At 67.9% G+C, this 22,324-nt stretch carries 23 protein-coding genes; 22 read left to right on the forward strand and 1 reads right to left on the reverse strand.

The window, feature by feature from the left end; all coding sequences use genetic code 11:
- The 7 genes from C1876_RS17560 to C1876_RS02825 form a co-directional block, all read left to right on the forward strand.
- Positions 1-242: hypothetical protein (locus C1876_RS17560; protein ID WP_158544566.1), on the forward strand; the 242-nt coding region annotated here is incomplete at its 5' end.
- Positions 243-269: 27 nt separating this feature from the next.
- On the forward strand, positions 270-785 hold the full coding sequence (locus tag C1876_RS02805) for a hypothetical protein (RefSeq protein ID WP_114545211.1): 516 nt from the start codon (positions 270-272) through the stop codon (positions 783-785).
- A 4-nt stretch (positions 786-789) separates the two neighbouring features.
- Positions 790-2,388 (forward strand): DEAD/DEAH box helicase, encoded by a 1,599-nt coding sequence (locus C1876_RS02810; RefSeq protein WP_114545212.1) that lies wholly within the window; start codon positions 790-792, stop codon positions 2,386-2,388.
- Positions 2,389-2,392: 4 nt separating this feature from the next.
- Positions 2,393-4,627, forward strand: a complete 2,235-nt coding sequence (locus C1876_RS02815; RefSeq protein WP_211309491.1) for an AAA family ATPase — start codon at positions 2,393-2,395, stop codon at positions 4,625-4,627.
- A 314-nt stretch (positions 4,628-4,941) separates the two neighbouring features.
- Positions 4,942-5,682, forward strand: a complete 741-nt coding sequence (locus tag C1876_RS17565; protein WP_158544568.1) for a hypothetical protein — start codon at positions 4,942-4,944, stop codon at positions 5,680-5,682.
- Positions 5,679-6,368, forward strand: coding sequence for a phosphoadenosine phosphosulfate reductase domain-containing protein (locus C1876_RS02820; protein WP_274542576.1), 690 nt, complete (start codon positions 5,679-5,681; stop codon positions 6,366-6,368). Before C1876_RS17565 ends, C1876_RS02820 begins: the two co-directional genes overlap by 4 nt.
- An 88-nt stretch (positions 6,369-6,456) precedes the next feature.
- Positions 6,457-6,861 carry a RusA family crossover junction endodeoxyribonuclease gene (locus C1876_RS02825; RefSeq protein WP_114545214.1) on the forward strand — a complete coding sequence of 135 codons (405 nt, stop codon included), beginning with the start codon at positions 6,457-6,459 and terminating at the stop codon, positions 6,859-6,861.
- 342 nt (positions 6,862-7,203) lie between these two features.
- On the opposite strand, the gene C1876_RS02835 is transcribed toward C1876_RS02825, so the two are convergent.
- Positions 7,204-7,662, reverse strand: a complete 459-nt coding sequence (locus C1876_RS02835) for a hypothetical protein (protein ID WP_114545216.1) — start codon at positions 7,660-7,662, stop codon at positions 7,204-7,206.
- Positions 7,663-7,873: 211 nt separating this feature from the next.
- Here C1876_RS02835 and C1876_RS02840 point away from each other — a divergent pair, with 211 nt between their 5' ends.
- The 15 genes from C1876_RS02840 to C1876_RS02905 all read left to right on the forward strand — a co-directional run bounded on the left by C1876_RS02840 (position 7,874) and on the right by C1876_RS02905 (position 22,321).
- A complete protein-coding gene (locus tag C1876_RS02840) occupies positions 7,874-8,266 on the forward strand; it encodes an HNH endonuclease (protein ID WP_148044575.1) in 393 nt (130 codons plus the stop codon).
- Positions 8,267-8,383: 117 nt separating this feature from the next.
- A complete protein-coding gene (locus C1876_RS17570; RefSeq protein ID WP_158544572.1) occupies positions 8,384-8,722 on the forward strand; it encodes a DUF2256 domain-containing protein in 339 nt (112 codons plus the stop codon).
- Complete coding sequence (locus tag C1876_RS17575; protein WP_158544573.1) at positions 8,719-9,213, forward strand: P27 family phage terminase small subunit; 495 nt, start codon at positions 8,719-8,721, stop codon at positions 9,211-9,213. The genes C1876_RS17570 and C1876_RS17575 overlap by 4 nt, the downstream gene beginning before the upstream one ends.
- Positions 9,203-10,696 carry a terminase large subunit domain-containing protein gene (locus C1876_RS02850; RefSeq protein ID WP_114545219.1) on the forward strand — a complete coding sequence of 498 codons (1,494 nt, stop codon included), beginning with the start codon at positions 9,203-9,205 and terminating at the stop codon, positions 10,694-10,696. The genes C1876_RS17575 and C1876_RS02850 overlap by 11 nt, the downstream gene beginning before the upstream one ends.
- 39 nt (positions 10,697-10,735) lie before the next feature.
- Positions 10,736-12,280: a phage portal protein gene (locus C1876_RS02855; RefSeq protein WP_158544575.1), complete on the forward strand. Its 1,545-nt coding sequence runs from the start codon at positions 10,736-10,738 to the stop codon at positions 12,278-12,280.
- Positions 12,267-13,076 (forward strand): head maturation protease, ClpP-related, encoded by an 810-nt coding sequence (locus tag C1876_RS02860; protein WP_114545221.1) that lies wholly within the window; start codon positions 12,267-12,269, stop codon positions 13,074-13,076. The genes C1876_RS02855 and C1876_RS02860 overlap by 14 nt, the downstream gene beginning before the upstream one ends.
- Positions 13,069-14,217, forward strand: coding sequence for a phage major capsid protein (locus C1876_RS02865; protein WP_114545222.1), 1,149 nt, complete (start codon positions 13,069-13,071; stop codon positions 14,215-14,217). Before C1876_RS02860 ends, C1876_RS02865 begins: the two co-directional genes overlap by 8 nt.
- Before the next feature lie 2 nt (positions 14,218-14,219).
- Positions 14,220-14,420 carry a hypothetical protein gene (locus C1876_RS02870; RefSeq protein WP_114545223.1) on the forward strand — a complete coding sequence of 67 codons (201 nt, stop codon included), beginning with the start codon at positions 14,220-14,222 and terminating at the stop codon, positions 14,418-14,420.
- 2 nt (positions 14,421-14,422) lie between these two features.
- Complete coding sequence (locus C1876_RS02875) at positions 14,423-15,178, forward strand: hypothetical protein (RefSeq protein ID WP_114545224.1); 756 nt, start codon at positions 14,423-14,425, stop codon at positions 15,176-15,178.
- A 32-nt stretch (positions 15,179-15,210) separates the two neighbouring features.
- Positions 15,211-15,672, forward strand: coding sequence for a hypothetical protein (locus tag C1876_RS02880; RefSeq protein WP_148044576.1), 462 nt, complete (start codon positions 15,211-15,213; stop codon positions 15,670-15,672).
- Positions 15,669-16,670 carry a phage tail tube protein gene (locus tag C1876_RS02885; protein ID WP_114545226.1) on the forward strand — a complete coding sequence of 334 codons (1,002 nt, stop codon included), beginning with the start codon at positions 15,669-15,671 and terminating at the stop codon, positions 16,668-16,670. The genes C1876_RS02880 and C1876_RS02885 overlap by 4 nt, the downstream gene beginning before the upstream one ends.
- An 11-nt stretch (positions 16,671-16,681) precedes the next feature.
- Positions 16,682-17,053 carry a hypothetical protein gene (locus C1876_RS02890; protein ID WP_114545227.1) on the forward strand — a complete coding sequence of 124 codons (372 nt, stop codon included), beginning with the start codon at positions 16,682-16,684 and terminating at the stop codon, positions 17,051-17,053.
- Between the two features lie 206 nt (positions 17,054-17,259).
- Entirely contained in the window at positions 17,260-17,724 is a 465-nt protein-coding gene (locus tag C1876_RS02895) for a hypothetical protein (RefSeq protein WP_114545228.1), read from the forward strand.
- A complete protein-coding gene (locus C1876_RS02900) occupies positions 17,724-21,470 on the forward strand; it encodes a phage tail tape measure protein (RefSeq protein ID WP_114545229.1) in 3,747 nt (1,248 codons plus the stop codon). Before C1876_RS02895 ends, C1876_RS02900 begins: the two co-directional genes overlap by 1 nt.
- Positions 21,467-22,321, forward strand: coding sequence for a hypothetical protein (locus tag C1876_RS02905; RefSeq protein ID WP_114545230.1), 855 nt, complete (start codon positions 21,467-21,469; stop codon positions 22,319-22,321). The genes C1876_RS02900 and C1876_RS02905 overlap by 4 nt, the downstream gene beginning before the upstream one ends.
- The last annotated feature ends 3 nt before the right edge of the window (positions 22,322-22,324 follow it).

Consider the following 22,324-nt stretch of genomic DNA (forward strand, 5'->3'; position numbering starts at 1 on the left):
CGCCTGCGCAGGCGACCCCCGCCGAGCCGGAGCACCTCAAGCCGCTGCGCGGCCTCATGGCCTCCTCCGGCGTCAACGACGCCCAGCTGCAGGACGCCTGCGGCCAGATGGGCTTCTGCACATCCGAGACGCCCGTGGCCGTGTACCCCGCCGACTTCGCGGCGTACCTCGCCGCCTCGTGGCCCGACGTTCTCGCCAAGATCGACGAGCGCAGGCCGTACACCGACAGCATCCCCTTTTAAGAGCAATCCGAGAGATCAGGAGACGATATGACCGAAGCAGATGTCTACGATTGGGACAGCCCTATCGGCAAGGAGGCCGACGAGGGAGGGTTCAACGTCCTGCCGGAGGGAGAGTACCCCTTCGATGTGGTCTCGCTGGAGCGCGGGCGCTACGAGGGCAATCCGGAGAAGGGCACCAAGCCGTGCCCCAAGGCCGTCGTCGGATTGACGGTGCACGGCGGCGAGGACCTGGGCGACGCCAACATCAAGGAGAACGTGTTCCTCAACCGCAAGAACGCGTGGAAGATCAAGTCGCTGTTCGTGTGCCTGGGCCTCGTCGACCCGGGAGCCGAGGAGTTCGTCCCGAACTGGACGGCCATCGTCGGGCGCTCGGGCACGTGCACGCTCAAGCGCCGGCAGTACACCAAGGACGGAGAGACGCGCGACGCGAACGACGTGAGGCGCTTCCTGCCGCCCGCGCCTGCGGCCTCGGCGCAGGCCTCTGCCCCGGCTCCCGCCCCGACTCCCGTCCAGCCGTCGTTCAGCTTCCCGACGGGGGCGTAGGGAGATGGAGCTGAGGCCGTACCAGAAGGCGGCGGTCGAGGCGATCGAGGCGGACTGGCAGGGCGGGGCGCGCAAGGCGCTCCTCGTCCTGCCCACGGGCACGGGCAAGACCATCGTGTTCGCCAACGTCGCCAAGAACCAGGTGGAGCGCGGCCGGCGCGGGCTCGTGCTCGCCCATCGCGGCGAGCTGCTCGACCAGGCCGCCGACAAGATCCGCGCGGCGACGGGCATGGAGTGCTCGGTCGAGAAGGCCGGCAGCACGTGCGTCGGCACGTGGAACTTCGTGACCGTCGGCAGCGTGCAGACGATGATGAGGGAGAGCCGCCTCAAGCGCTTCTCGAGCGACAGGTTCGATTTCATCGTGGTTGACGAGGCGCACCACGCGCTGTCGGACAGCTACCAGGCGGTGCTCTCGCACTTCCCCGACGCCGACGTTCTCGGCGTGACGGCCACGCCCGACCGAGGGGACAGGAGGGACCTGGGCGCGTACTTCGACAGGATATCCTACGAGTACACCATGCCGCAGGCCATCAGGGACGGATACCTATGCCCCATCAAGGCGCAGACGGTGCCGCTCGCCATCGACCTGTCGTCGGTCAAGGTGCAGTCGGGCGACTACTCGGCCGGCGACCTCGGCACGGCCCTCGACCCGTACCTGGGCCGCATCGCCGACGAGATGGTGGCCGCGGGGTGCATGGGGCGCAAGACCGTCGTGTTCCTGCCGCTCGTGGCCACGTCCAAGAAGTTCCGCGGGATCCTCGCGGAGCGCGGCCTGAACGCGATGGAGGTCAACGGCGAGAGCGCCGACCGCTCGGAAACCCTCGCCGCCTTCGACGCCGCGGGCGGCGGGGCGGTGCTGTGCAACTCGATGCTGCTCACCGAGGGGTGGGACTGCCCGAGCGTGGACTGCGTCGTGGTGCTGCGCCCGACCAAGGTGCGCTCGCTGTACTGCCAGATGGTCGGCCGCGGCACGCGCCTGTCGCCGGGGACCGGCAAGGCAGACCTGCTGCTGCTCGACTTCCTGTGGCACGTGGAGCGCCACGAGCTGTGCCGCCCGGCGCACCTGATCGCGGAGAGCGAGGACGTGGCCCGCGCCATGACCGAGCGCCTCGAGGCGGCCGGGTGCCCCGAGGACCTCGGGGAGGCCGAGCGCGCCGCGGCCGAGGACGTCGTGGAGCAGCGCGAGCGTGCGCTCGCCGAGCAGCTCGAGGCGATGCGCAAGCGCAAGCGCAAGCTCGTCAACCCGCTGCAGTTCGAGATGAGCATAGCGGCCGAGGACCTGTCGGGCTACGTCCCGCAGTTCGCCTGGGAGATGGCGCCGGCGAGCGACGCGCAGAAGGCGTCGCTGGAGAAGGCCGGCATCTGCCCCGACGAGGTGGAGTGCTCGGGCAAGGCATCGCTCATCCTCGACAAGCTGTCCAAGCGCCGCGCGGAGGGCCTGGCGACGCCCAAGCAGATACGCCAGCTCGAGCAGCGGGACTTCCGCCGCGTGGGCGAGTGGACCTTCGACGCGGCCACGAGGATGATCAGCCGAATCGCGGCCAACGGGTGGCGCACGCCGTCGTCGGTGGACCCCGCGACCTACGACCCGAGGGGGGCGTGATCGCGTGGCTGCCGAAGGATACGACCTCGCAGCGTGCCTGGCGGCGCTGTCGCCCGAAACGATGGAGTACTCGGACTGGGTGCAGGTCGGCATGGCGCTCAAGCACGAGGGCTACGGCTTCGACGTCTGGGACTCGTGGAGCAGCGGGGACGCAGTGCGCTACAAGGGGAACGGGGCCATGCGGCGCAAGTGGGACGGCTTCGGAGGGTCGGCGACGCCCGTGACGGGCGGCACGATCGTGCAGATGGCCAAGGACGCCGGATGGCGCCCGCCCGCGCCCGAGGGGTCGGACGAGGCGTACGGATGGGACTCCGCGATCACGTGCCGCGAGCGCGTCGTGGACCCTTCGTGGGTCGAGGCGTCGGAGGTCGCCGAGCCGGCCGAGTGGGACCCGGTGTCGCAGGCGGTCCAGTACATAGAGGCGCTGTTCGACGCGGAGGAGAACGTCGGCTACGTCGTCGAGGCGTGGCAGAAGAACGGGCGGTGGATCCCCAGGAACCGCGGCTACTACGACCGCACGGCCGGGCAGCTCGTCGAGGAGCTGTCGCGCAAGGGCAACGTCGAGGAGGTGTTCGGCGACCCCAACCCCGAGGCGGGCGCATGGGTGCATTTCAACCCGCTCGACGGCGCCGGCGTCAAGAACGCCAACGTCACGGAGTTCCGCTACGCGCTCGTGGAATCCGACAACATGAGCCTCGGCAAGCAGCGCGCGATCATGGAAGAGCTGGAGCTGCCCATCGCCGTCATGGTGCACAGCGGGGGCAAGAGCATCCACGCGATCGTGAGGGTGGACGCGCCCGACTACGGCGAGTACCAGAAGCGCGTGGAGTACCTGTACCGCGTGTGCCGCGAGAACGGGCTCGACCTGGACACGCAGAACAAGAACCCGAGCCGCCTTTCGAGGATGCCCGGGTTCGAGCGCGGCGGATCCAAGCAGTTCATAGTCGCGAAGGACGTCGGGAAGGAGTCGTGGGACGAGTGGCGCGAGTGGGTGGAGGAGCAGTCGGACGACCTGCCCGACCCCGAGTCGCTCGCCGGCGTCTGGGACGACCTGCCGGAGCTCTCGCCGCCGCTCATCGACGGCGTGCTGCGCCAGGGCCACAAGATGATGCTCGGCGGCCCCAGCAAGGCCGGCAAGTCCTTCGCGCTCATCGAGATGTGCGTGGCCATAGCCGAGGGCGTTGGGTGGCTCGGCTTCGGCTGCGCGCAGGGCCGCGTGCTCTACGTCAACCTTGAGCTCGACCGGGCGAGCTGCCTGCACCGCTTCCGCGACGTCTACGCCGCCATGGGCGTGGAGCCTGCGAACCTGCGGAACATCGACGTGTGGAACCTGCGCGGCAAGTCCAAGCCCATGGACAAGCTGGCCCCGTCGCTCATACGGCGCGCCCTCAAGACGCGGCCCATCGCCGTGGTGATCGACCCGATCTACAAGGTGATCACCGGCGACGAGAACTCGGCCGACCAGATGGCCGCGTTCTGCAACCAGTTCGACCGCGTGGCCACCGAGCTCGGGTGCGCCGTCGTGTACTGCCACCATCACAGCAAGGGCAGCCAGGGCGGGAAGCGCTCCATGGACCGCGTGAGCGGCTCGGGCGTGTTCGCCCGCGACCCTGACGCGCTGCTGGACATGATCGAGCTCGAGCAGACCGACGCGCTGCGCCAGCAGCAGGAGGACGCCGCGGTGTGCGAGGCGCTCGAGCGCGCCATGGGCGAGCTCGGCCCCACCGGCTGGGAGGACGTCGTTGCCCCCGACGACCGCGTGACGGCCAAGCGCTTCCTGGACGCCGCACGCGCGCTCCTGGGCGGCGATCGCGCCGCCGAGGGGGCGATGCTCGCGGAGGTGGCCGCGGCCCGCAAGGCGGCCGCAGGGCGCACTGCGTGGCGCATCGAGGGCACCCTGCGCGAGTTCCCGCGCTTCGAGCCGCTGAACCTGTGGTTCGACTACCCGGTGCACCGGCCGGACGCCACGGGCGCGCTCGGCGACCTGGAGAGCGAGGGCGAGGCGCCGCCGTGGAAGCGCAACTTCGGCAAGAAGAAGACGCCTGAGGACAGGTCGAAGGAGCGCAAGGCGGCGCTGGACGAGGCGTTCGCGTCGTGCGACGCGGGCGGCAAGGTCACGCTGCGGGACGTCGCCGAGTACATGGGCGTTGCCGAGAAGACCGTCCGCCGGCGGGTCAAGGAGCACGGTGGGTACTGGATCGACGAGGGAGAGATCGGCAGGAAGGGCGATGCGCGATGAAGGGACAGAATCGGAGGGACACGCGTCCCGTCCGGGCGTCCGAAAAGGCGCGCGCCGCCGGTTTTGTCCGTCCGTCGCTTTCGGACAATCTCGGGAAATCGTGTCCCTGTCCCTCTGAGGGACAAACTCGTGAAATACCGACTTTGACCCGAGGGACAGACAAACCTAATTACTACGTAATTAGCAGGGTGTCCCTGTCCCAGGGTCAAGGGGTGAAGGAAGGCGGGCTAAAGCTGCGCCCGCCGTCCTCCCTTCCCCTGTCCTTGACAAAGCGTCGAAAATCAAAATCAATCACTACTCAGGAGGTAACAGTTATGGAATACGGGAGGTTCGTCAGGACGGACATCGAGATGGACGATGGCGGCGTTCGCGCCATCATGCGGTTCGACGCGGAGGCAATCAACGACATCGCGGGCAAGGTGGACGCGGAGGTGTTCGATCTGATCGCAGTCGAGCGCGGCTATCGCAAGCAGGACGTGGACGTGGCGGCGCTGCGGGAGCTGGCCGATAGTCTCGTTCAATGGGTGTGCATCGACGGGACGGCGAATGATGTTCTCAAATACGCAGCCGATAGATTCGTGCCGAACAACGCCATGCCGTACCTGATTCGCAACGGCGCCGTCATGCAGGCCATCATCGCGAGCATCGGCGGCAGTATCCGCAAGGCCATCGACGGTGCGCCGAAGCCTGCGGTGCTGGGAGCCGACGGCAAGCCAATCGAGGTCGGGCAGACGGTCTACGATGAGTCGGGCGGCATATTCCATGTCTGCGCGCTGGCACGCGACGGCATCGAGACCACCTGCGGATATTTGAGTGCAAGCAGCATTTCCCACACCCCGCCCGACACCCAGAAGCGCATCGACTGGGACAAGGGCGAGGAGTTCGAGGGCTATTGGGGATGCGATGGCTGCGACTGCGAGGCGTGCCCGTCCCTCATCGGCAACGAAAAACCCTGCGAGCACTACGGCGTCGCAAACTGCGCCATCGCCCAGGACATGGACATTGCGCGCCGCGAGCAGGAGTTGCACACCCGGACGACGGGAGGCGCGAAGTGAGCTGGCATATAGCATCCGTCTCCTGGGGCAAGGACAGCCTCGCCATGCTTCATCTGCTGATAGATCGCGGCATGCCGCTCGACGAGGTGGTGTTCTACGACACGGGCGCTGAGTTCCGCGCGATCTACGCCGAACGGGACGCGACGCTGCCCCTGCTGAGAGAGCGTGGCATCGCCTACACGGAGCTGCGGCCGAGAGATCCGTTCTTCTACAACATGCTCGTGCGTCCCGTCCGTTCGCGCGCGACAGGCGAAGTACACGCGTACGGCTACGGGTGGTGTGGCGGGGTCTGCCGTTGGGGCACGTCCGAGAAAACCGCTGCGATAGACAAGCACGCCAAGGCGATGGGCGCGACGGTGCAGTACGTGGGGATAGCATCCGACGAGACGGCGCGCCTTGCCAAGAAGCGCTACGACCACATAGCCCATCCCCTCGCTGACTGGGGCATGACCGAGGCCGACTGCTTGGCTGCGTGCTACGAGCGCGGCCACGAATGGAGCGAGGGCGGCATGCGCTTGTACGACGTGCTCGACCGCGTGAGCTGCTGGTGCTGTCGCAACAAGAACCAGCGCGAGCTAAAGGCGATCCACGACCATCTGCCGGATTACTGGCAGCGGCTGCTCGCGCTTGAATCACGGCTCGGCCAGATGAAGCGCAAGCCGCTCGAAGCGATAGGGGGCGAGTAGCCATGAAATGCCCGATGACGTTCGGAAACCCGTGCGCCGATGCCGACGAAGAGTTTCGCGACCGTCTGCGTGCGAAGGTGGTTGAGCCATGATCGAGTTCTTCGAGCCGATGGTGCCGCCGACCGTGACGCACAACGCGCTCGAGATCCACCGTTACGGCAAGGCGTCGAGGATCGGAAAGTCGGCCGAGCTCGTCGAGGCGGAGGCGGCATGGCGCGCGCGATTGGCCCCGCACGCCCCTGAGACGCCCCTCCGGGGCCCGGTCCGCCTGGAGATGCGCATCTGCTGGCCGACGGGCGGGAAGCACCCGCAGGGGGCGCCCCACGCTTCCAAGCCGGACGCCGACAACGTGGAGAAGACCGTGTTCGACGTGATGGCGAAGCTCGGCTACTTCGAGGACGACAGCCGCATCGCGCTGCATACGACGGCGAAGCTGTGGAGCGACCCTGCGGGGATCTACGTGAGGATGGAGGAGATACCGGCGAACGCATAATGGTGATCCTCCACAAGGCATACACAATCGGCCATGACCGAGTTTCGCGAAGATGGCGGGACCCGGTTTGAGGCGGTAATATGATAGAGCGAAGAAAGGAGGAGCCGAAATGCCAGTAGTTCACAACGTCAGCTCGAATTCAAGCGTCTATTACGTTTACGAAAAGGAGCAGAGTTTTTACAAGCTTATCGTGATAACTGAAGATAGAAAAGAAGCTGGAGCGTACTTAGGACTCGACAAGTATGCAGTCGTCCATGCCAACGCAGCAATAGTGACTCAACTTCTTTAGCATCCCTTCAACCGCCCTACAGGGCGGTTTTTGTTCTCAGCCCCAGAGGCCAATCATTTGCCGCCGACGACAATGCCCTCCAGTATCCTTCGATTGATACTCCGTTTCCATTTGAGTTGTTTTTCCGAAAGGTTGCGTTTCCGCCTCGTGTTCATCAGGAAGTCATATTCCTTTTCACCGTACAAAAAGCCTTGGCTACGAGCGTACTCGATGAGATCCTCGTTCGCGTTGGCATAGGGGTCGGCCTTGATGCGCTTTAAGCCATCGAACACGTTTCCGGTGTCTATCTCCATGAACTTGTTCACGCACACGTTGCCAACGTAAGTTTCGTTCCCGTTGAGCGTGTTTCGTATGAAGCAGAATTCCTTGATGTAATGGCCGCACGGGCAATTACCCGATTCCTCGTGCCACTCGAATTTGACAACGATCCATTCCGATTTTGCGTCATCGAAATTGTCAGCTTCCGAAAGAGGCACGATGTGCTCTGCGAGCTGCCGTCTGTTGTGTCCCATGGATCCCTCCTGTGCTCTCATCCCCTCTTGGCGCGCACTCTAACATACGGTAATGAGGTCAGCAATGATTGCTTTCTTACAATACGAAAACATCCCCGGTGACGGCTCCGGCATCATGGGCCCCGCCACGCGACGTGGCGCCCACACCCTCCTCGGCAGGCCCGCGACCGGCATCGGCGCGGGCCTCGCCGCATGAGCGACAGGAGACGACATGGCCAGGAAGCTGAGGATCCCCCGGCTGGTGCCCGACGGAACGCGCTGCAAGGTGGTGACCGAGGCGCAGCCGCGCATGCGCCAGGGCCGCAGGCCCGACGCGGAGCGGCTCGCGTCCGAGCCGTGGCGCGCCGACGGCTACGGCTCGGCCTACCGAAAGGCCCGCCAGCAGGCGATGGAGCGGCAAGGCGGGAGGTGCGCCGCCACCGGCGAGCAGGTGGCCGTGAAGCGAGACGGGACGTGGCGCATCGTGCAGCCGGGGGCCGGCGTCCACCACCGCACGGCGCTGTGCGACGGCGGCTCGGACGACCCGGCGAACCTCGTGCTGCTCTCCGCGTCGGCCCATGCCCGCATCGACGCCGAGCGTCGAAGGGGAGAGGGGTCGCAATAGCTTCCGCTCGCAGATCCCCACCGCGCGCCACCCTGTAAGTTCTGTTTCCGCGAAATTGGACGCCCCGGCGAACGCTAACGAACGCTACCGGGTGACACTGCCGCGACCATGTGCTCCATGGAGAAAACCAAGACATGCCCCGTATGCGGAAACAGGTTCGCGGCCCAGCGCTCGACGGCCGTGTACTGCTCGAGCGCCTGCCGCGCCGCGTCCCACCGGCGCCGCGCCCTCGAGGACGACCTCGGCTACGTCATCCAAGCCGTCAGGATGGCGCCGCCGCACCCCGTCGCGCCGAAGCCGGCGACCGTGGACAACATCGCCGACGCCGTGATGCAGGCGCGCGCCGCTTCGACCTCGCTCAGGCGCTACGCCCTCAACGGGCAACCGGCCGTGCGCGCGATGTGCATGCGCGTGGCTCAGGGCATCGACGACGTGCTCAGGGAGGCGGGGCTGTGAGCCGAGGACGCAAGCCGGAGGCGAGGCTCGCCAAGATGCCCGACCTCGCGCACATCGTCCCGGTGGACGCCGAGACGGGCGAGGCCATCGAGATGCCGCCGATGCTCGCGATGAACCCCTACGCCGAGCAGGCGTGGCACCTCGTCATGGACAACCAGACCCGCTTCCGGCGCCAGGAGCTCCCGCTGATCGAGCAGTACTGCGTCGCCTACGCGATCAGCCGCCAGGCGCTCGACAACATGGCGAACGGCGACGGAACCATCCAGACGAACACCACCACGGCGGCGGGCGACCTGCGCCAGCACCCCGACATCAAGACGTGGGCGCAGGCGGCGAACCAGATGCGCCAGCTGTCGGGCGTGCTGGGCCTCGACACCCTCACGGCCGAGCGCTTGAAGCTGACGCAGGCCGCCACCACCTCGCTCGCGGCGGACATCCCCAAGAAGGTCATGGCCGCCATGAGGGAGATGAGGGCCGGCGATGGCGGCTGACTTCGCGCCTGGCGTCGACAAGGTACGCTGCAGCAAGTCGGGAATATTCATGGCGGACGCCTACGAGGCGTTTTTGACGACGCACGTCCGCCACACCGACAACGAGTTCTTCGGGGCGCCGTTCCGGCTCGAGCCGTGGCAGCGCGACATGTTCTGGAGGCCGCTGTTCGCCCAGGGGCGCATGGTCGGCAAGGGCGACCTCAAGCGGTTCAAGCGGTCGAAGTCCATCGTGGTGTTCGGCGAGCCGCGCGACGGGGGAAAGTCCGACCTCGCGTGCGGGACGCTGCTCACGATCGTGAACATGGAGCCGACGCACGCGGGGGAGTACGGCATCATCGCCGCGAACAAGACCCAGGCCGGAAAGGCTTTCGGAAAGTTGAAGTCGATGATCAGGCAGGATCCCGAGCTTCGCGCGCTCTGGGAGATCCGGAAGGACGCGATCGTCAACAGGGAGACCGGCGCGCAGATGATGGTCATGCCCTACTCTGAGGAGGCCATGCAGTCGTGGCACTTCAACGTCTGCATCCTCGACGAAGCCCACGTCTACCGCGACCGCTCCCTCTACGAGGCGGTGACGTCGGGGCAGGGGCAGATATTCAACGCGCTCACCATCATCATCACGACGGCCGCCAAGGCGCGCAGCGGCTTTCTCTGGGACGTCCTCCCCGAGCTCAGGGACGACCCGCACGCCCACGTCGCGTGGCTCGGCGCGCGCGACGACGAGGACATCGACGACGAGGCGGTTTGGCGTCGCGTGCACCCCATGTCGTGGCACTCCGTCGAGAACGTCAGGAAGGAGCGCCGGAACAAGTCGAGGGCGTCCTTCGAGCGCTACATCCTCAACCGCTTCCCGCTCGAGAAGTCGGCCGACCGCTCCATGAAGATGTCCGACATCCGCGCGTGCCAGCGCCTGGGCAACGGGTTCGACCCTTCCCGCAGGTTCTGCCTCGCGGTGGACGGGGCGACGTCCGGCGACGCGTTCGCGATCGTGGCGCACCAGCTGAACGACGGCGTCGATTGCTGGGCCGAGTGGGTGTTCGACGAGCCGGGAGAGTCGGGGTACTACCCGCTCGGCCAGATCGAGCAGTTGATAGCCGAGCTCTGCCAGCGCTACAAGTGCCCCGTCGGCATCGACCCGGCCCGGCTGCTCCTCATGGCGCAGCACCTGCAGGACGACTACGGCGTGGAGATCTACGAGGTTCCCCAGTCGAACAAGGTCATGTGCCCGGCGTGCGCCCTCGTCGTGCAGACGGTCAGGTCGCATACGTGCGCGCTCGAAGGGTGCCCGAAGTTGGCCGACCACCTGTCGAACTGCCGCGACCTGGAGCGCGAGCCGTTCGGCTCCAGGTTCACCTGCGAGCGGCACGGACGGGGCACCGAGCGCATCGACGCCGCGGTCGCGGCCGCCATGGCGAGGTGGATGACGGCGACGATGCCCGAGTCCCTGTCGTTCGCCGAGACCGGCGGCGTGTGGCGGGTGTGACAGCTGCGCGACCATCGCCTGGTGATGCAAAGGAGGCACATGCGACCCATCAGAGAGGCGCTTGCGGCATGGTGGAACGGCGACGCCCGGACCTCCGTCGACGACATGGCGCGAACATCGCCGCCGGGCGGCGGCTCCTACAGCCAGCTCGGGCTCGTCGACGCGATGCCCGCGCCGGCGCGCATCGACCGCTACGGCGCGCTGCTGTCGAACGATTTCATGGCGTGCGAGACGGTCAAGGCGCGCGCGATGCGCTCGCTTCCGGTGTCCGTGCTCAGGAGGGAGGACAACGGGCGGGTGCCGGCGGAGGGCCATCCGCTGAGCGCCGTGCTGCACCGCCCGAACGCGCTCATGTCCTGGGGCGACCTCGTGGCGTGGGCGGTCATCCGGCGCGACGTCTTCGGCACGGCGTACGTAAAGGCTGTGCGCGACGAGCTCACGGGCGACGTCCGCGAGCTTCGCCCCGTCCTGTCGCACGTGAGCTCGAGCTTCGACCGCGCCACGGGCACGGCGACGTACTCGGCGGCGGGCGACTACTTCAACGACCCGTGGACGTGCCGCGAGGACGACGTGGTGGTCATCAAGACCGACGCGAGCGAGGACGGCGGCAGGACGGGGCGCTCTATCGTGGAGCTGGCGGCCGAGGACATCGGCCTGTCCGTCGACCTCGTCAGGTTCTACCGAACGCTGGTCGAGAACGGCAACCACTTCCCGGGCTGGCTCGAAACGGAGGGCAAGCTCGACGCGGGCGATGTCAAGGCGGTGCGCGAGTCGCTCGACTCGACGCGCGGGCCGGAGAACGCCGGCAGCATCCGCATCTTCGACCGCGGCCTCAAGTACCACGAGGTGGAACTGACGCTCGCGGGCATGGACATCGTCGCCCAGGAGCGCTTCGTCCTCGAGAAGGTCTGCCGCGCGTGCCACGTCGACATGCACCACGTGTACGCCGACGACAAGGCTGCCGCGACCACCGCCACCGGCAGCGAGATCGACTTCGTGAAGAACACCGTGCTGCCCGACGTGACGTCGATCGAGCAGGCGTTCCAGCCCGTGCTCGACCGTGCGGTGTCCCTCGGCGGCTCCGACAGCGGGTTCCGCCTCAAGTTCAACGTCAACGGCCTGCTGCGCGGCGATTTCAAGGCGCGCATGGAGGGATACCGCATCGGCGTGTACGCCGGGATATTCACGCGCGCCTACTGCGCCACGCAGGAGGACATCCCCTGGCTGCCGGGGCAGGACCGCCTGCTGCAGCCGACGGCCTACTACGTGCTCGACGAGGACGGGGTGCCCCAGCTGCCGGAAGCGGCGACCGAGGGCACCTCGGGGCAGTCCGACGGCGTGTCGGGCATCGACGAGAAGGCGGTCGAAGGGGCGCTGCGCAGGCTCGGGCCCGTGATAGACGATGCCGGGAAGCGCATAGAGAAGCGCGCACGCGCCGACGGCGACTGCGCCAGGACCCGCGAGTTCGCGGCGTCGGTCATGGCGCCGGTCGAGCTCGCGGCGGCTCACGCCGGAGCCTACCTCGCGACGGGGAGGCTGGTAGACGAAGCGATCAGGAAGGGAGCGGAAGATGCCCAAGGATAGCAGGCAGTGGTACAGCGTCAAAGACGAGGCCGAATCGGTGGAGATCGCGATCTACGGAGACATCGGCGAGAGCTGGTGGGGCGAGAGCGTGAGCGCGAAGGAGCTGCTCGACGCGATCGCGCAGGCGAAGGGCAAGCCGATCACGCTCTGCATCAACAGCGGCGGCGGCAGCGTGTTCGACGCGTTCGCGATGATGGGCGCGCTGCGCGCCCACGATGCGAAGGTGACCGCCCGCGTTGACGGCGTGGCAGCGTCGGCCGCGTCGTTCCTCCTGGCCGCCGCCGACGAGGTGTCGATGTCGAGCGAGGCGTGGATCATGATCCACGACGCCGCCGGCAGATGCTTCGGCAGGGCTGAGGACATGCGGGAGACCGCCGACTGGATGGATCGGGTGAACGCCCAGCTCGCCGGCATCTACGCCAAGCGCAGCGGGCGCAGCCAGGAGGAGTTCGCCGAAGCCATGAAGAAGACCACCTGGTACACCGCCGACGAGGCGCTCGAGCACGGCCTCGTGGACAGCGTGGCCGAGGCCGTCCACGTGGCGGCATGCGCCACCCAGGACAAGGCGACCATCGACTCGGCGCCCGAGGGAGCGCCCATCGCCATGGTCGGCACCGTCGAAGCGTCCCGGATCCAGTTCGCCAACTGCTTTTACCGTGCGGTGGGTGACATGTCGTCGACCATCTCAGGCAACGACGGGGGCGCGGGCCCGGAGGCCACTCCGCCCATTGCGCAGGAGCGCTTCGTCGTCATCGACTCGAAACTGTACCGACAGGAAGGGGCAGAAAATGCCTAACATCGCCCAGCTGCAGGATTCCATCCGCAGCCTTGAGGGTCAGGTGGCGGCGCTCGCCGCCGACGGGAAGAACATCGAGGCCGCCGAGGCGTCCGGCCGCCTGGCCGCCACCCGCGAGCGCCTCATGGACGCCATCGCGCGCGTGAACGCCGAGAACGAGCGCCTGCGCGCCGCGGGCGCTCGGGAGGATGTCCATGCGAACGCGACCGTGGGCCGCCGCATCCTCGGCGACCGCGCCGCGTTCAAGGGGCTGGAGGACGGCTTCCGCGCCGCAGCCGCGCTCGAGAACGCCGTCGCCGGCCTCTCCACGCCGCAGATCTACAAGTACGACCTCCCGTCCCCGATCGCCCCGCCGATCGGCTTCCTCGCCACGCTGCTGAAGGGCACGACCGACGGCGACGAGCACTTCTTCCGCCATCCCGTCCTGACCAACAAGGCGGCCGGTTGGACGAGCGGCGACAAGCCCGAGTCCTCCATCGAGTGGACCAAGGCCGTCGCCAACATCGAGACCATCGCGCACTGGATCCCCATCGAGAAGCAGACGGCGCGCCGCTACTCGCAGCTCGACAGCATCGTGTCCGGCGCCCTCATGCTGGGCCTCGACCTCAAGTGCAACGAGGCGGCCCTGCGCGGCTCGAACAGCTCCGGCATCGTCGGCGTCGCGAACACCGCCGGGATCCTCACGCACGCCAAGCGCGCGGGCAAGAATCTCAAGGACACGTTCTGCGCCATGAAGCGCAAGGTCCGCGTGGCAACCGGCATCGCGCCGAACTACGTGTGCCTGTCCCCCTACGCCATCGAGGAGCTGAGCGAGGAGAAGGACTCGACCGGGCGCTACCTGTTCCCGGAGATCGCCAACGGCGGCACCATCGCCGGGCTGACGGTCGTCGAGGACGTCAACATGACGGTCGTGGCGGGCGAGGGCGAGTCGGCGAAGTCCACCGAGACCGCTCTCGTGTACTACAACGGCGGCGCCAGCTTCGACATCGCCGACCCGCAGGAGGTCACGGTCGGCCTCACGAACAGCCAGTTCATCCAGAACCAGTACACGATCCTGGCCGAGCTCACCGCCGTTCTGCGCGTCGACATGCCCGGCTGCTTCTGCTACTGCGGCGACCTCGGCGTAGAAGCGGAGGACTAGCCATGGACACGTCCGGAACCTACACGTCCGCCGAGCGCGTCGAGCGCGAAGGGCGCCTCGTCGCGTTCGCCGGTGAGACGATGACCATGGTCGAGGCGGCGCGCCGCGGCCTCGCCGTCGCCGAGGACGAGGGCGGCCGGGGCCGCAAGCCCGGTGCGAAGGCCGCCTCGAAAGCGGCGACGGCGCGCAAGGCGGTGGAGTAGGCGTGCTGCTCCTGTCGCCCGACATGACGACGAGGTGGGCCGTCTCGAACGGCCCGCTCGGCGTGCCGACCAAGGGCGCGAGCGCCACGGCGACCTGCCGCAGCGTGAGCGCCCAGGCGAGGGTGGAGGACGGCAGGGCCGTCCTCGCGGCGGCAGACGCCGCCAGGCTCATGCCGGCGTGCGGCGTGTTCGAGATCTCCTGGGATTGCGGCGTCGAGTCGTTCGCGACGCTCGTCGAGCGCGTCGGGCGGCGCTACTGCTCGGTCGATGACGTGAGGGACTACGGGGCCAAGAACAACGACGGGTTCGACGACGAGGCCCGCTATCCGGAGGACGACATCGCCCGCGCCGTGCAGCAGGCCGAGGAGGCCATCGACAAGGGCGCGCGCCGCAGCTTCTGCGAGCGCGCGGTCCGCGTCCGCCTGTCCGCCGGCCTCAACGAGCTGCCCGTCCAGGACGCGCTGTCGGTCGACTTCGGCGAGCTCGTCACCGACCGACAGGTTCGGTCCGCGTCGGCCGGCTCGGCCGTCGTGACGTATGGGGCCGAGCTCGACGCGCGGATCCGCGAGGCGGCGGTGCGCCTGGCCGCCTCGACGCTGCGCCCACGGGTCGGGGCGGAGAACGCGCGCGGGCAGAGCGTCGACGGCGTGTACACGAGCTATACGCTGGCCACCGGTGCGGACGGGTCGTGGACGGGGATACCCTACGTCGACGCCGTGATCGAGGAGCACCGTTCGCACAGGGTTGTGGTCGCGTGATCCCCGACGTCGCAGGCCCCGCCATAGCGCGCGTGCATGCCGACCTTCGCGAGTTGTTCGCCCGCATCGGCGAGCTCGCCCCCGGGGTGCCGGCGCCGCGCGTGACGCTCGACCTTCCCGCATCCGAGCCCGAGCCGCTCCACGTGTTCGCATGGGGGACGGCCCGGGACTTCGGCATCGCCGGGCTGCTGTCCGGCAACGTCTGCCGCATCACGTTCCACGTGTGGGTCACGGTCGTCGCGACCGCTTCGACCCCCGAGGATGCGGCCCGCATAGCGAACGCGTACCAGGCTGTCGCCCTGCAGGTGCCGCTCGTCGACACGCAGCTCGGCGGGGCCGTGGAGGAGATCGGCGCGCCGCAGGTCAAGGAGGCCGACGCCTGGGGCGACGCGGACGGCCGCAGGCATGCGGGATACCTGCTCGACTTCGAGGCGGCGGTGCACGTATCGGCATCGCCGGAAGCAAGGGACATCATCGAGGAGATGACGCTATGAACAAGAACTACGGAACGTTCGGCTTCGCCAAGCAGTCGGCCATCGGGACGGCGAAGCCGCCGACCATCACGGTGCAGGCGAGCTCCGACTCCGACGGCCTCGACGTGTCGACGTCGACCGAGGCCGTGAAGCTCACCAACGGCAAGCGCGACACGACGGCGGGCCGCTACATCACGGGATCCGAGGCCGGGGCGTCGCTCACGACGCTCGCGTTCGCCGACTTCCTGGGCCTCGTGCTGCTCGGCGCGCTCGGAAGCGACGAGGTGTCGGGGTCGGCCGCGCCGTACACCCACGATATCAAGATGGGGGAGTCTCTGCCCTACCTCACGTTCGCCCAGCAGGTCGGCTCCTCCGCGGCCCCGCTGCAGCAGCTGGCGGACTGCAAGGTCGATTCGCTGTCCATCTCGGCCGAGGGCACCAAGCCCCTCAGCGTCGAGGTGGCGCTCAAGGGCTGCGCGGCGACATGGCTCTCCGAGGCGAAATGGAGCGGCCCGGAGTTCGACGTCGCGAAAGGCTGGTTCCGCACCACCGACGTCCAGGTGCTGTTCTCCCTCGCCAGCGCCGAGCCCGGCGAGGTGCCGGCGAGCGTCGACCTCTCGGGCATCAGCTTCAAGGTGTCGAACTCCGTCGAGGCGTCCACGGGGATCGGCAAGGTGGCGCCGAAGCGCCAGACCGAGAAGTCGGCGACGGTCACCGCGGAGATCTCCGGCACCACCGAGTCGACTGCCCTCTACCGCGAGGTCAAGACGGGCAAGGCCGACGGGACGAGCGTGGCGTCCACCATCGTGACCGGCTCGCTGCAGGCCACGTTCAAGCACACCGTGCACGACGACTGGTCGCTCGTGGTCAAGATGGGCGCCATCCCGTGGTCGATCAACGCGATGGGCGTGTCCACCGAGGGCGGGCCGTTCGCGCTCACGCTGTCGACCGACGGCGCGATCAGCGTTGACGGCACCTCCATCGAGTTCATCCTCGTCAACGACGTGGCGTCGTACTAGGGGGGCGCGGCATGGAAGAGGCAAAGCGGATCAAGCTGGGCAACCTCGAGAACGCCTACCGCATCGTTGCCCCGGACGGTCGCGAGGCGGTCACGGTCACAACGCCGTCGATGTGGGCGCTCGCCGACGACTTCGCCGACGGCCTGCGCCTGTCGGGCAGGCATTCGGAGCTGTGGATCCTGCGCAGGATGACGTTCGCCATCCAGATGCAGGCCGCGCAGGCCGAGGGCCTGCATCCCGACGGCCCGATCACGCTCGAGCGCATCATCGAGTTCGTCAACCTGTGCAAGGTTGACAACGTCCCCGCCGAGCGCATCCACTCGGACGAGGAGCCGTCGGACCCTACGAGGGCCGCCCCGGCAGGCGCCCCGGGAGCGGCGTAGGCGACCTGGCGGCGGCCCTCTCTGGGGCGCTGCGCGCCGATCCGGCGGGGCTCGCGAGGCTTCTGCGCGAGGACCCGCGCTCGTTCGACTCCCTGTGGTACTCGGCCTTCCCGCCGCCGGCCCAGGGCTCGTGTGACATCGATGCGATCCTCCGAGGCGAGAGCTAGGAGGATCGCATCTTTTTCGCCGAATTAAAAACGCACACGATGGGCCTCGACGCGGTCAACGCGGCGCTTTACTACGTCAAGCCGGCCATCAGGGAGAAGACCGTCCCCGTTATGGAGATGGCCGCGACGTCGATCGCCGCGAGGGCGCAGGGGGCGGCGGACCCGTCCAGCCCGCACGGCTTGTGGACGGGCTGCGGCGGCCGCAGGCTGTCGCCGAGGTACAGGGCGCACAAGAAGGGCCCGTACTGGTACCGCGTCGCGGGAGCGGGAGGCGAGGTCGGGACCGCCGAGGCCATGGCCGAGTTCGCCAGGCGCCCCGTGACCCCGCAGGGCGCGGCGCTCGTCTCGGCGCTGAACGCAAAGTACGGACGCCCCGGCGGCTCTGGAGGCGGCCGCATCCTCTGGCAGGCCGCAGACGGCATGTCGGACGACATCGCGTCGAGCTTCAAGCGCGCCGTCGAGGCCGCGGCGGCCGAGGTCCAGTCACGGGCCGGGGGCGCGTGATGGCCGGCAAGGGATCCGTCAAGCTGTCGATCTACTCCACCTTCGACGACAAGGGGACGAAGCAGGCCGAGCGGGCGATAAGGGCGTTCACGAAGCAGTACGGGGAAGTGGACAAGGCCACCGGCGCGCTCCGCATCGACGACACGACGCGCAGGCTCGTGGAGCAGTCGGTCCAGGCCGACCGCGCGGCCCAGAAGTGGGCCGGCTATTCGTCCACCCTGACCAGCGTCGGATCCAGGATGACGGCCGGAATCACGCTGCCGATAGCGGCCGCGGGCGCCGCTACCATGGCGGCGGCCATCGACATAGACACGGCCCTCACGGGCGTCAAGAAGACCGTGGACGGCACCGAGGAGCAGTACGAGGCGCTCAAGCAGGCGGCGATCGACTTCTCCCAGACCAACGCCGTGCCCGCGAGCCAGATACTCGACATCCAGGCGCTGGGAGCGCAGCTCGGGTTCGCAATCGACGAGCTGGACGAGTTCGGGCGCGTCGTCTCCGGCCTCGACATCGCAACCAACATGGACGCCGAGACCGCGGCGACCGAGATGGCGCAATTCGCGAACATAACAAAGATGAGCCACGAGGAGATATCCAACTACGGAAGCGCCATCGTCGGCCTGGGCAACAACTACGCCACTACCGAGTCCGACATCTCGTCCATGGCCATGCGCATCGCCGCGTCGGGCACGCAGGTGCACATGTCCCAGGCGGACATCCTGGGCCTGGCGACGGCGCTCAGCTCCATGGGCGTCGAGGCGGAGGCCGGCGGCACGGCCATCAGCACCATCATGGCCCAAATAGACAAGGACGTCGCGCTTTCCGGCGAGGTCATGGCTGGCACGTCGGACATGGCGCAGAAGGACGCCGAGAAGGTGGTGGGAGCGCTCGAGACGTGGGCGTCGACCGCCGGCATGACGGCCGAGGAATTCTCCGCCGCCTGGAAAAACGATCCCGTTCAAGCGCTCTCCGACCTGCTGTCAAGCATGGAGAGCGCGACCGCCGAGGGCGGCAACATGTCGGTGATGCTGGAAGAGCTGGGAATCGACTCCATCAGGCAGACCGACGTGATGAAGCGCCTCGCGGGCAACTCCGAGTTCGTGGCCGACGCGGTGGCGACGGCCAACGACGAGTGGGCGAAGAACGCCGCGCTGCAGAATGAGGTGGACAACCGCAACCAGTCGCTCGCGGCGCGCCTCGAGATCGTGAAGAACCGGGCGATCGCGATGGCGGAGCAGTTCGGCGGCCCGCTCGCGGACGCGCTCCTCGACGCAGTGGAGGCGGCCGAGCCCCTGATCCGGTCGTTGGCCGACGGCGCCCAGGCGTTCGCCGACATGGACGAGGGGCAGCAGCGCGCGATCATCGGGATGGTGGCCGCGGTCGCGGCCATGGGGCCGCTCGTGTCGGTCGGAGGCAAGGTGGCGGACGTCGTCAGGGCCGGATACGGAGCGTACGGCAAGGCGACCGCGCAGCTGGCCAAGTTCTCGGCGGGCTCGAAGGGGGCGGCGGTCGCGGCGAAGGGCCTGAACGCCGCCATGACGGGGCTCGCGCGGGGGACGGTGGCCTTCGCGACGGTCGGGGCCGTGAACGAGCTGTCGAAGATCACGTACTCGCTCACGGACGCGCGCAAGGAGGCGCTCGCCTCGGTCGAAGCGCTCGGCTCCGTCGGAGACGGCATGACCTCGTTCGGCGACCGCCTGTCGGCCGCCTCGTCCATGGTGTCCGACATGAGCGCCACGCTCGCCGCATCGGGGGCGACCGTCGGCGAGGTTTCGGCGGCTATCCAGGACCACGAGGCGGCGATCACCGCCATCATCTCCGGCGCCTTGGCGGAGCAGCGCGCCCTGCGCGACGAGGAGCTCGCGTCGATCGCCGAGCACAACGCCGAGATAGAGCGCCTCGAGGGCGAGAAGGTGCAGGCGTACCAGTCGGGGATGCAGGGGCTCGCCGACTCCGCCGCCGCCGAGGAGGAGATAGGCGCCGACCGCGCGGCCCAGCTGCTCGCCACGGCGGCGGACTACCATGCCTCGTCGCTCGCCGACCTCGACGCGTACCACAGCTCGCGCCTGCAGTCGCTCAACCAGCAGTACAGTGTCGAAGGGTCGCTCAGCGAGGATGAGTACCGGGCCGCCATCCAGGCCGAGAACGCCTACTACGACGAGTCCAAGGCCAACCTCGACAAGTCGGCGGCCGACACGCGCGCCGCCGTCGCCGAGCATACCAAGGCGTCCGTGGAGCTGTCGCAGGACATGCTGGCGACGCTCGGCGAAGCGCGCGAGAAGCTCGACGGGCTGTGGCGCGATCCGTTCGGCCTGGCGTATTGGAACTCCGACGTCGGCAGCGTCGAGGCTGCCGTGCAGCAGGTGTCCGACGCGCTCAAGTCGCTCGCCACCGAGGGCAACTCCAACTTCCTGGCGCTGCAGCTGTCGGCGGCGAGCGCGGGAGACGGGATCACGGAAAGCAATGCCGTGATGATCGACACGCTGCTGTCGCAGTTCGAGGATCTTCCGCCCGAGATGGGCGACGCCGGCGACAAGGCGATGCGGGCGCTCGCCCGCGGGCTCGACGACGACCTCGGCATCGACGTGGCCAACGCCACCGCCGACGAGATCGCCGAAGCGTACCGCTCGAAGGTGGGCGTCGCCGAGGGCATCGGCGCAGACACGTCGGCGGCGTACGCAAGCGGGTTCTCGTCGAACGCCCAGGCCGCCCTCGACGCCGCAGCGGCGGTCGTCGGCTTGTCGGCCGACCAGCTGGCCCAGTTCGCCGGGACGGCGGGGCTGCAGGGCGACACAGCCGTCCGGTCGTTCGCGGACGCCATCGCGAACGGCGCTTCCATCGCGGAGGCGGCGGCCGTCGCCAACGCCTCGAGCGCGACCATCGGCCTGGGCACGGGGGACGGTTGGACGCCCGGCTCGGCCCAGGGCGGCGACTTCGCCGGAGGCGTATGGTCGACGGCCGGGCTCACGCAGGACCAGGCGGCTTTGGTCGCCCAGGCAGGCGTCGCGGGGCTCGGCTCTGCGGACGGGTCCACCCCTGGTTCGACGATGGGCGGGCAGTTCGCCGGCGGCGTTGGGAGCATGTCTGGGGAATCGCTGACCGCCGGAGCCAGCCTGGCGCAGAACGCCGACTCCGGAGCAAGCTCGGTGGACGGGTCCAGCGCCGGCGACAACTTCGCGCTCGGATTCATCGGGGCAATAGGCAGCTGGGCGCAGTCGGCGTTCGACGCCGCTTTCGGGTTCGTGTCGAGCGCGCTGGCCGGCGGCAACGCGGCGCAGCAGTCCGCCTCGCCAGCCAGGAAGACCAAGGAGATGGCGAAGTGGTACGCGCTCGGGTACACGGGCGAGCTGGAGAGGCGCGAGGGCGACGCCTACACGGCGGGATACGGGTTCGCTTCTGCATCGCTCGACGGATCGGAGGACGCCTCCGCCGCCGGCTTCGCGCTGCCGAACGTCGCGACGCGCGCCCAGGTGACCACGGCGTTAGCATCCGTGTCCCAGGCGGCGTTCGACGGGCTGACCGCCAGGGACGTGCGCAGGGCGGTCAGCGACGGCGTGTCCGAGGCGCTGTCGAAGTCGAGGACGACTGCGTTCGACGGCTCAGCTCTGTCGGAGGAGATGGCTAAGGTGCTACCTGGTGCGCTGTCAGGGGTCGGCGTCTACATAGACGGAACAGCTCTCGTCGGGAACATCGCGTCGAAGATGAACGGAAAACTCGCGCGGATCAGGGCGATGGAGGAAAGATGAGCGTTCCCCAGATCTACATCGACGGGATCGGCGGCACCTACGACGTGTTCGGGTTGCTGTTGACCGAAGGGAGCGAGCTTCCCGAAGCCGAGGTCAAGCAGTACACGATCGACATTCCCGGGGGCAACGGGTGCATCGATCTCACGGACTCGCTCGCGGATGGTCCTGTGTACGGAGACGTGGAGCAGACCCTTGTGTTCGAAGCCTTCAACGACGTCGACATCAGGTCGACGCGGTCTCGGTTGGTGAATGCACTGAGCGGGCGACTCGTCGACTACAGGATCAGTCTTGACCCGGACTACACGTACAGGGGGAGATGGATATTCGGCCCTGCTGAGTACGTGGGGAGCACGTTCGCGCGTTTCACGGTGAGGACGAGGACCGAGCCCTACAAGCTCAAGGAGACCCGCACCTATCGCGTGAACGCCGCCGGCGGCATCGTCGTGACGTTGGAGAGCGGGCGCATGCCGGTGTGCCCGGTGTTCGAGTTCGCGAGCGAGACGATCGTCTCAATGGGCGGCGTGCGCGCCAGGATGCAGCCCGGCTCCTACAAGATCAACGACCTGTGGCTGAGCGAAGGGCGAAACGAGGTCTACATCAACAGCTATCTCGGGGACGGGAACGTGACCGTCGAGAGGTACCTGCAGGACACCGTGGCGGCCCATCGCGACCAGCGCGCCTCAGACCTCATGTGGGAGGGCGTGCGCGGCGCCGCCGTCTCGGTCGCCGAATGGGCCGACGACACGGTGGAGGCCCATAAAGCCGAGCGGGTGCTTGAGGCGGAGTTCTCCGTGGACGCCTCGTCTGAAAAATTCTCCGTATACGTGCAGTACGACTGGAAGGACCTCTAGGCT

The organism is Eggerthella sinensis, from assembly GCF_003339815.1.
Taxonomy (GTDB): Bacteria; Actinomycetota; Coriobacteriia; order Coriobacteriales; family Eggerthellaceae; genus Eggerthella; species Eggerthella sinensis.

Coding starts and splice junctions, on each gene's coding strand:
- C1876_RS17570 (WP_158544572.1), top strand. CDS start 8,384: ATGGAGAAAACCAAGACATGCCCCGTATGCGGAAACAGGTTCGCGGCC.
- C1876_RS02835 (WP_114545216.1), bottom strand. CDS start 7,662: ATGGGACACAACAGACGGCAGCTCGCAGAGCACATCGTGCCTCTTTCG.
- C1876_RS02855 (WP_158544575.1), top strand. CDS start 10,736: ATGCGACCCATCAGAGAGGCGCTTGCGGCATGGTGGAACGGCGACGCC.
- C1876_RS02860 (WP_114545221.1), top strand. CDS start 12,267: ATGCCCAAGGATAGCAGGCAGTGGTACAGCGTCAAAGACGAGGCCGAA.
- C1876_RS02810 (WP_114545212.1), top strand. CDS start 790: ATGGAGCTGAGGCCGTACCAGAAGGCGGCGGTCGAGGCGATCGAGGCG.
- C1876_RS02890 (WP_114545227.1), top strand. CDS start 16,682: ATGGAAGAGGCAAAGCGGATCAAGCTGGGCAACCTCGAGAACGCCTAC.
- C1876_RS02905 (WP_114545230.1), top strand. CDS start 21,467: ATGAGCGTTCCCCAGATCTACATCGACGGGATCGGCGGCACCTACGAC.
- C1876_RS02900 (WP_114545229.1), top strand. CDS start 17,724: ATGGCCGGCAAGGGATCCGTCAAGCTGTCGATCTACTCCACCTTCGAC.
- C1876_RS02870 (WP_114545223.1), top strand. CDS start 14,220: ATGGACACGTCCGGAACCTACACGTCCGCCGAGCGCGTCGAGCGCGAA.
- C1876_RS17565 (WP_158544568.1), top strand. CDS start 4,942: ATGGAATACGGGAGGTTCGTCAGGACGGACATCGAGATGGACGATGGC.
- C1876_RS02885 (WP_114545226.1), top strand. CDS start 15,669: ATGAACAAGAACTACGGAACGTTCGGCTTCGCCAAGCAGTCGGCCATC.
- C1876_RS02825 (WP_114545214.1), top strand. CDS start 6,457: ATGATCGAGTTCTTCGAGCCGATGGTGCCGCCGACCGTGACGCACAAC.
- C1876_RS02850 (WP_114545219.1), top strand. CDS start 9,203: ATGGCGGCTGACTTCGCGCCTGGCGTCGACAAGGTACGCTGCAGCAAG.
- C1876_RS02865 (WP_114545222.1), top strand. CDS start 13,069: ATGCCTAACATCGCCCAGCTGCAGGATTCCATCCGCAGCCTTGAGGGT.
- C1876_RS02895 (WP_114545228.1), top strand. CDS start 17,260: ATGGGCCTCGACGCGGTCAACGCGGCGCTTTACTACGTCAAGCCGGCC.
- C1876_RS02805 (WP_114545211.1), top strand. CDS start 270: ATGACCGAAGCAGATGTCTACGATTGGGACAGCCCTATCGGCAAGGAG.
- C1876_RS02840 (WP_148044575.1), top strand. CDS start 7,874: ATGGCCAGGAAGCTGAGGATCCCCCGGCTGGTGCCCGACGGAACGCGC.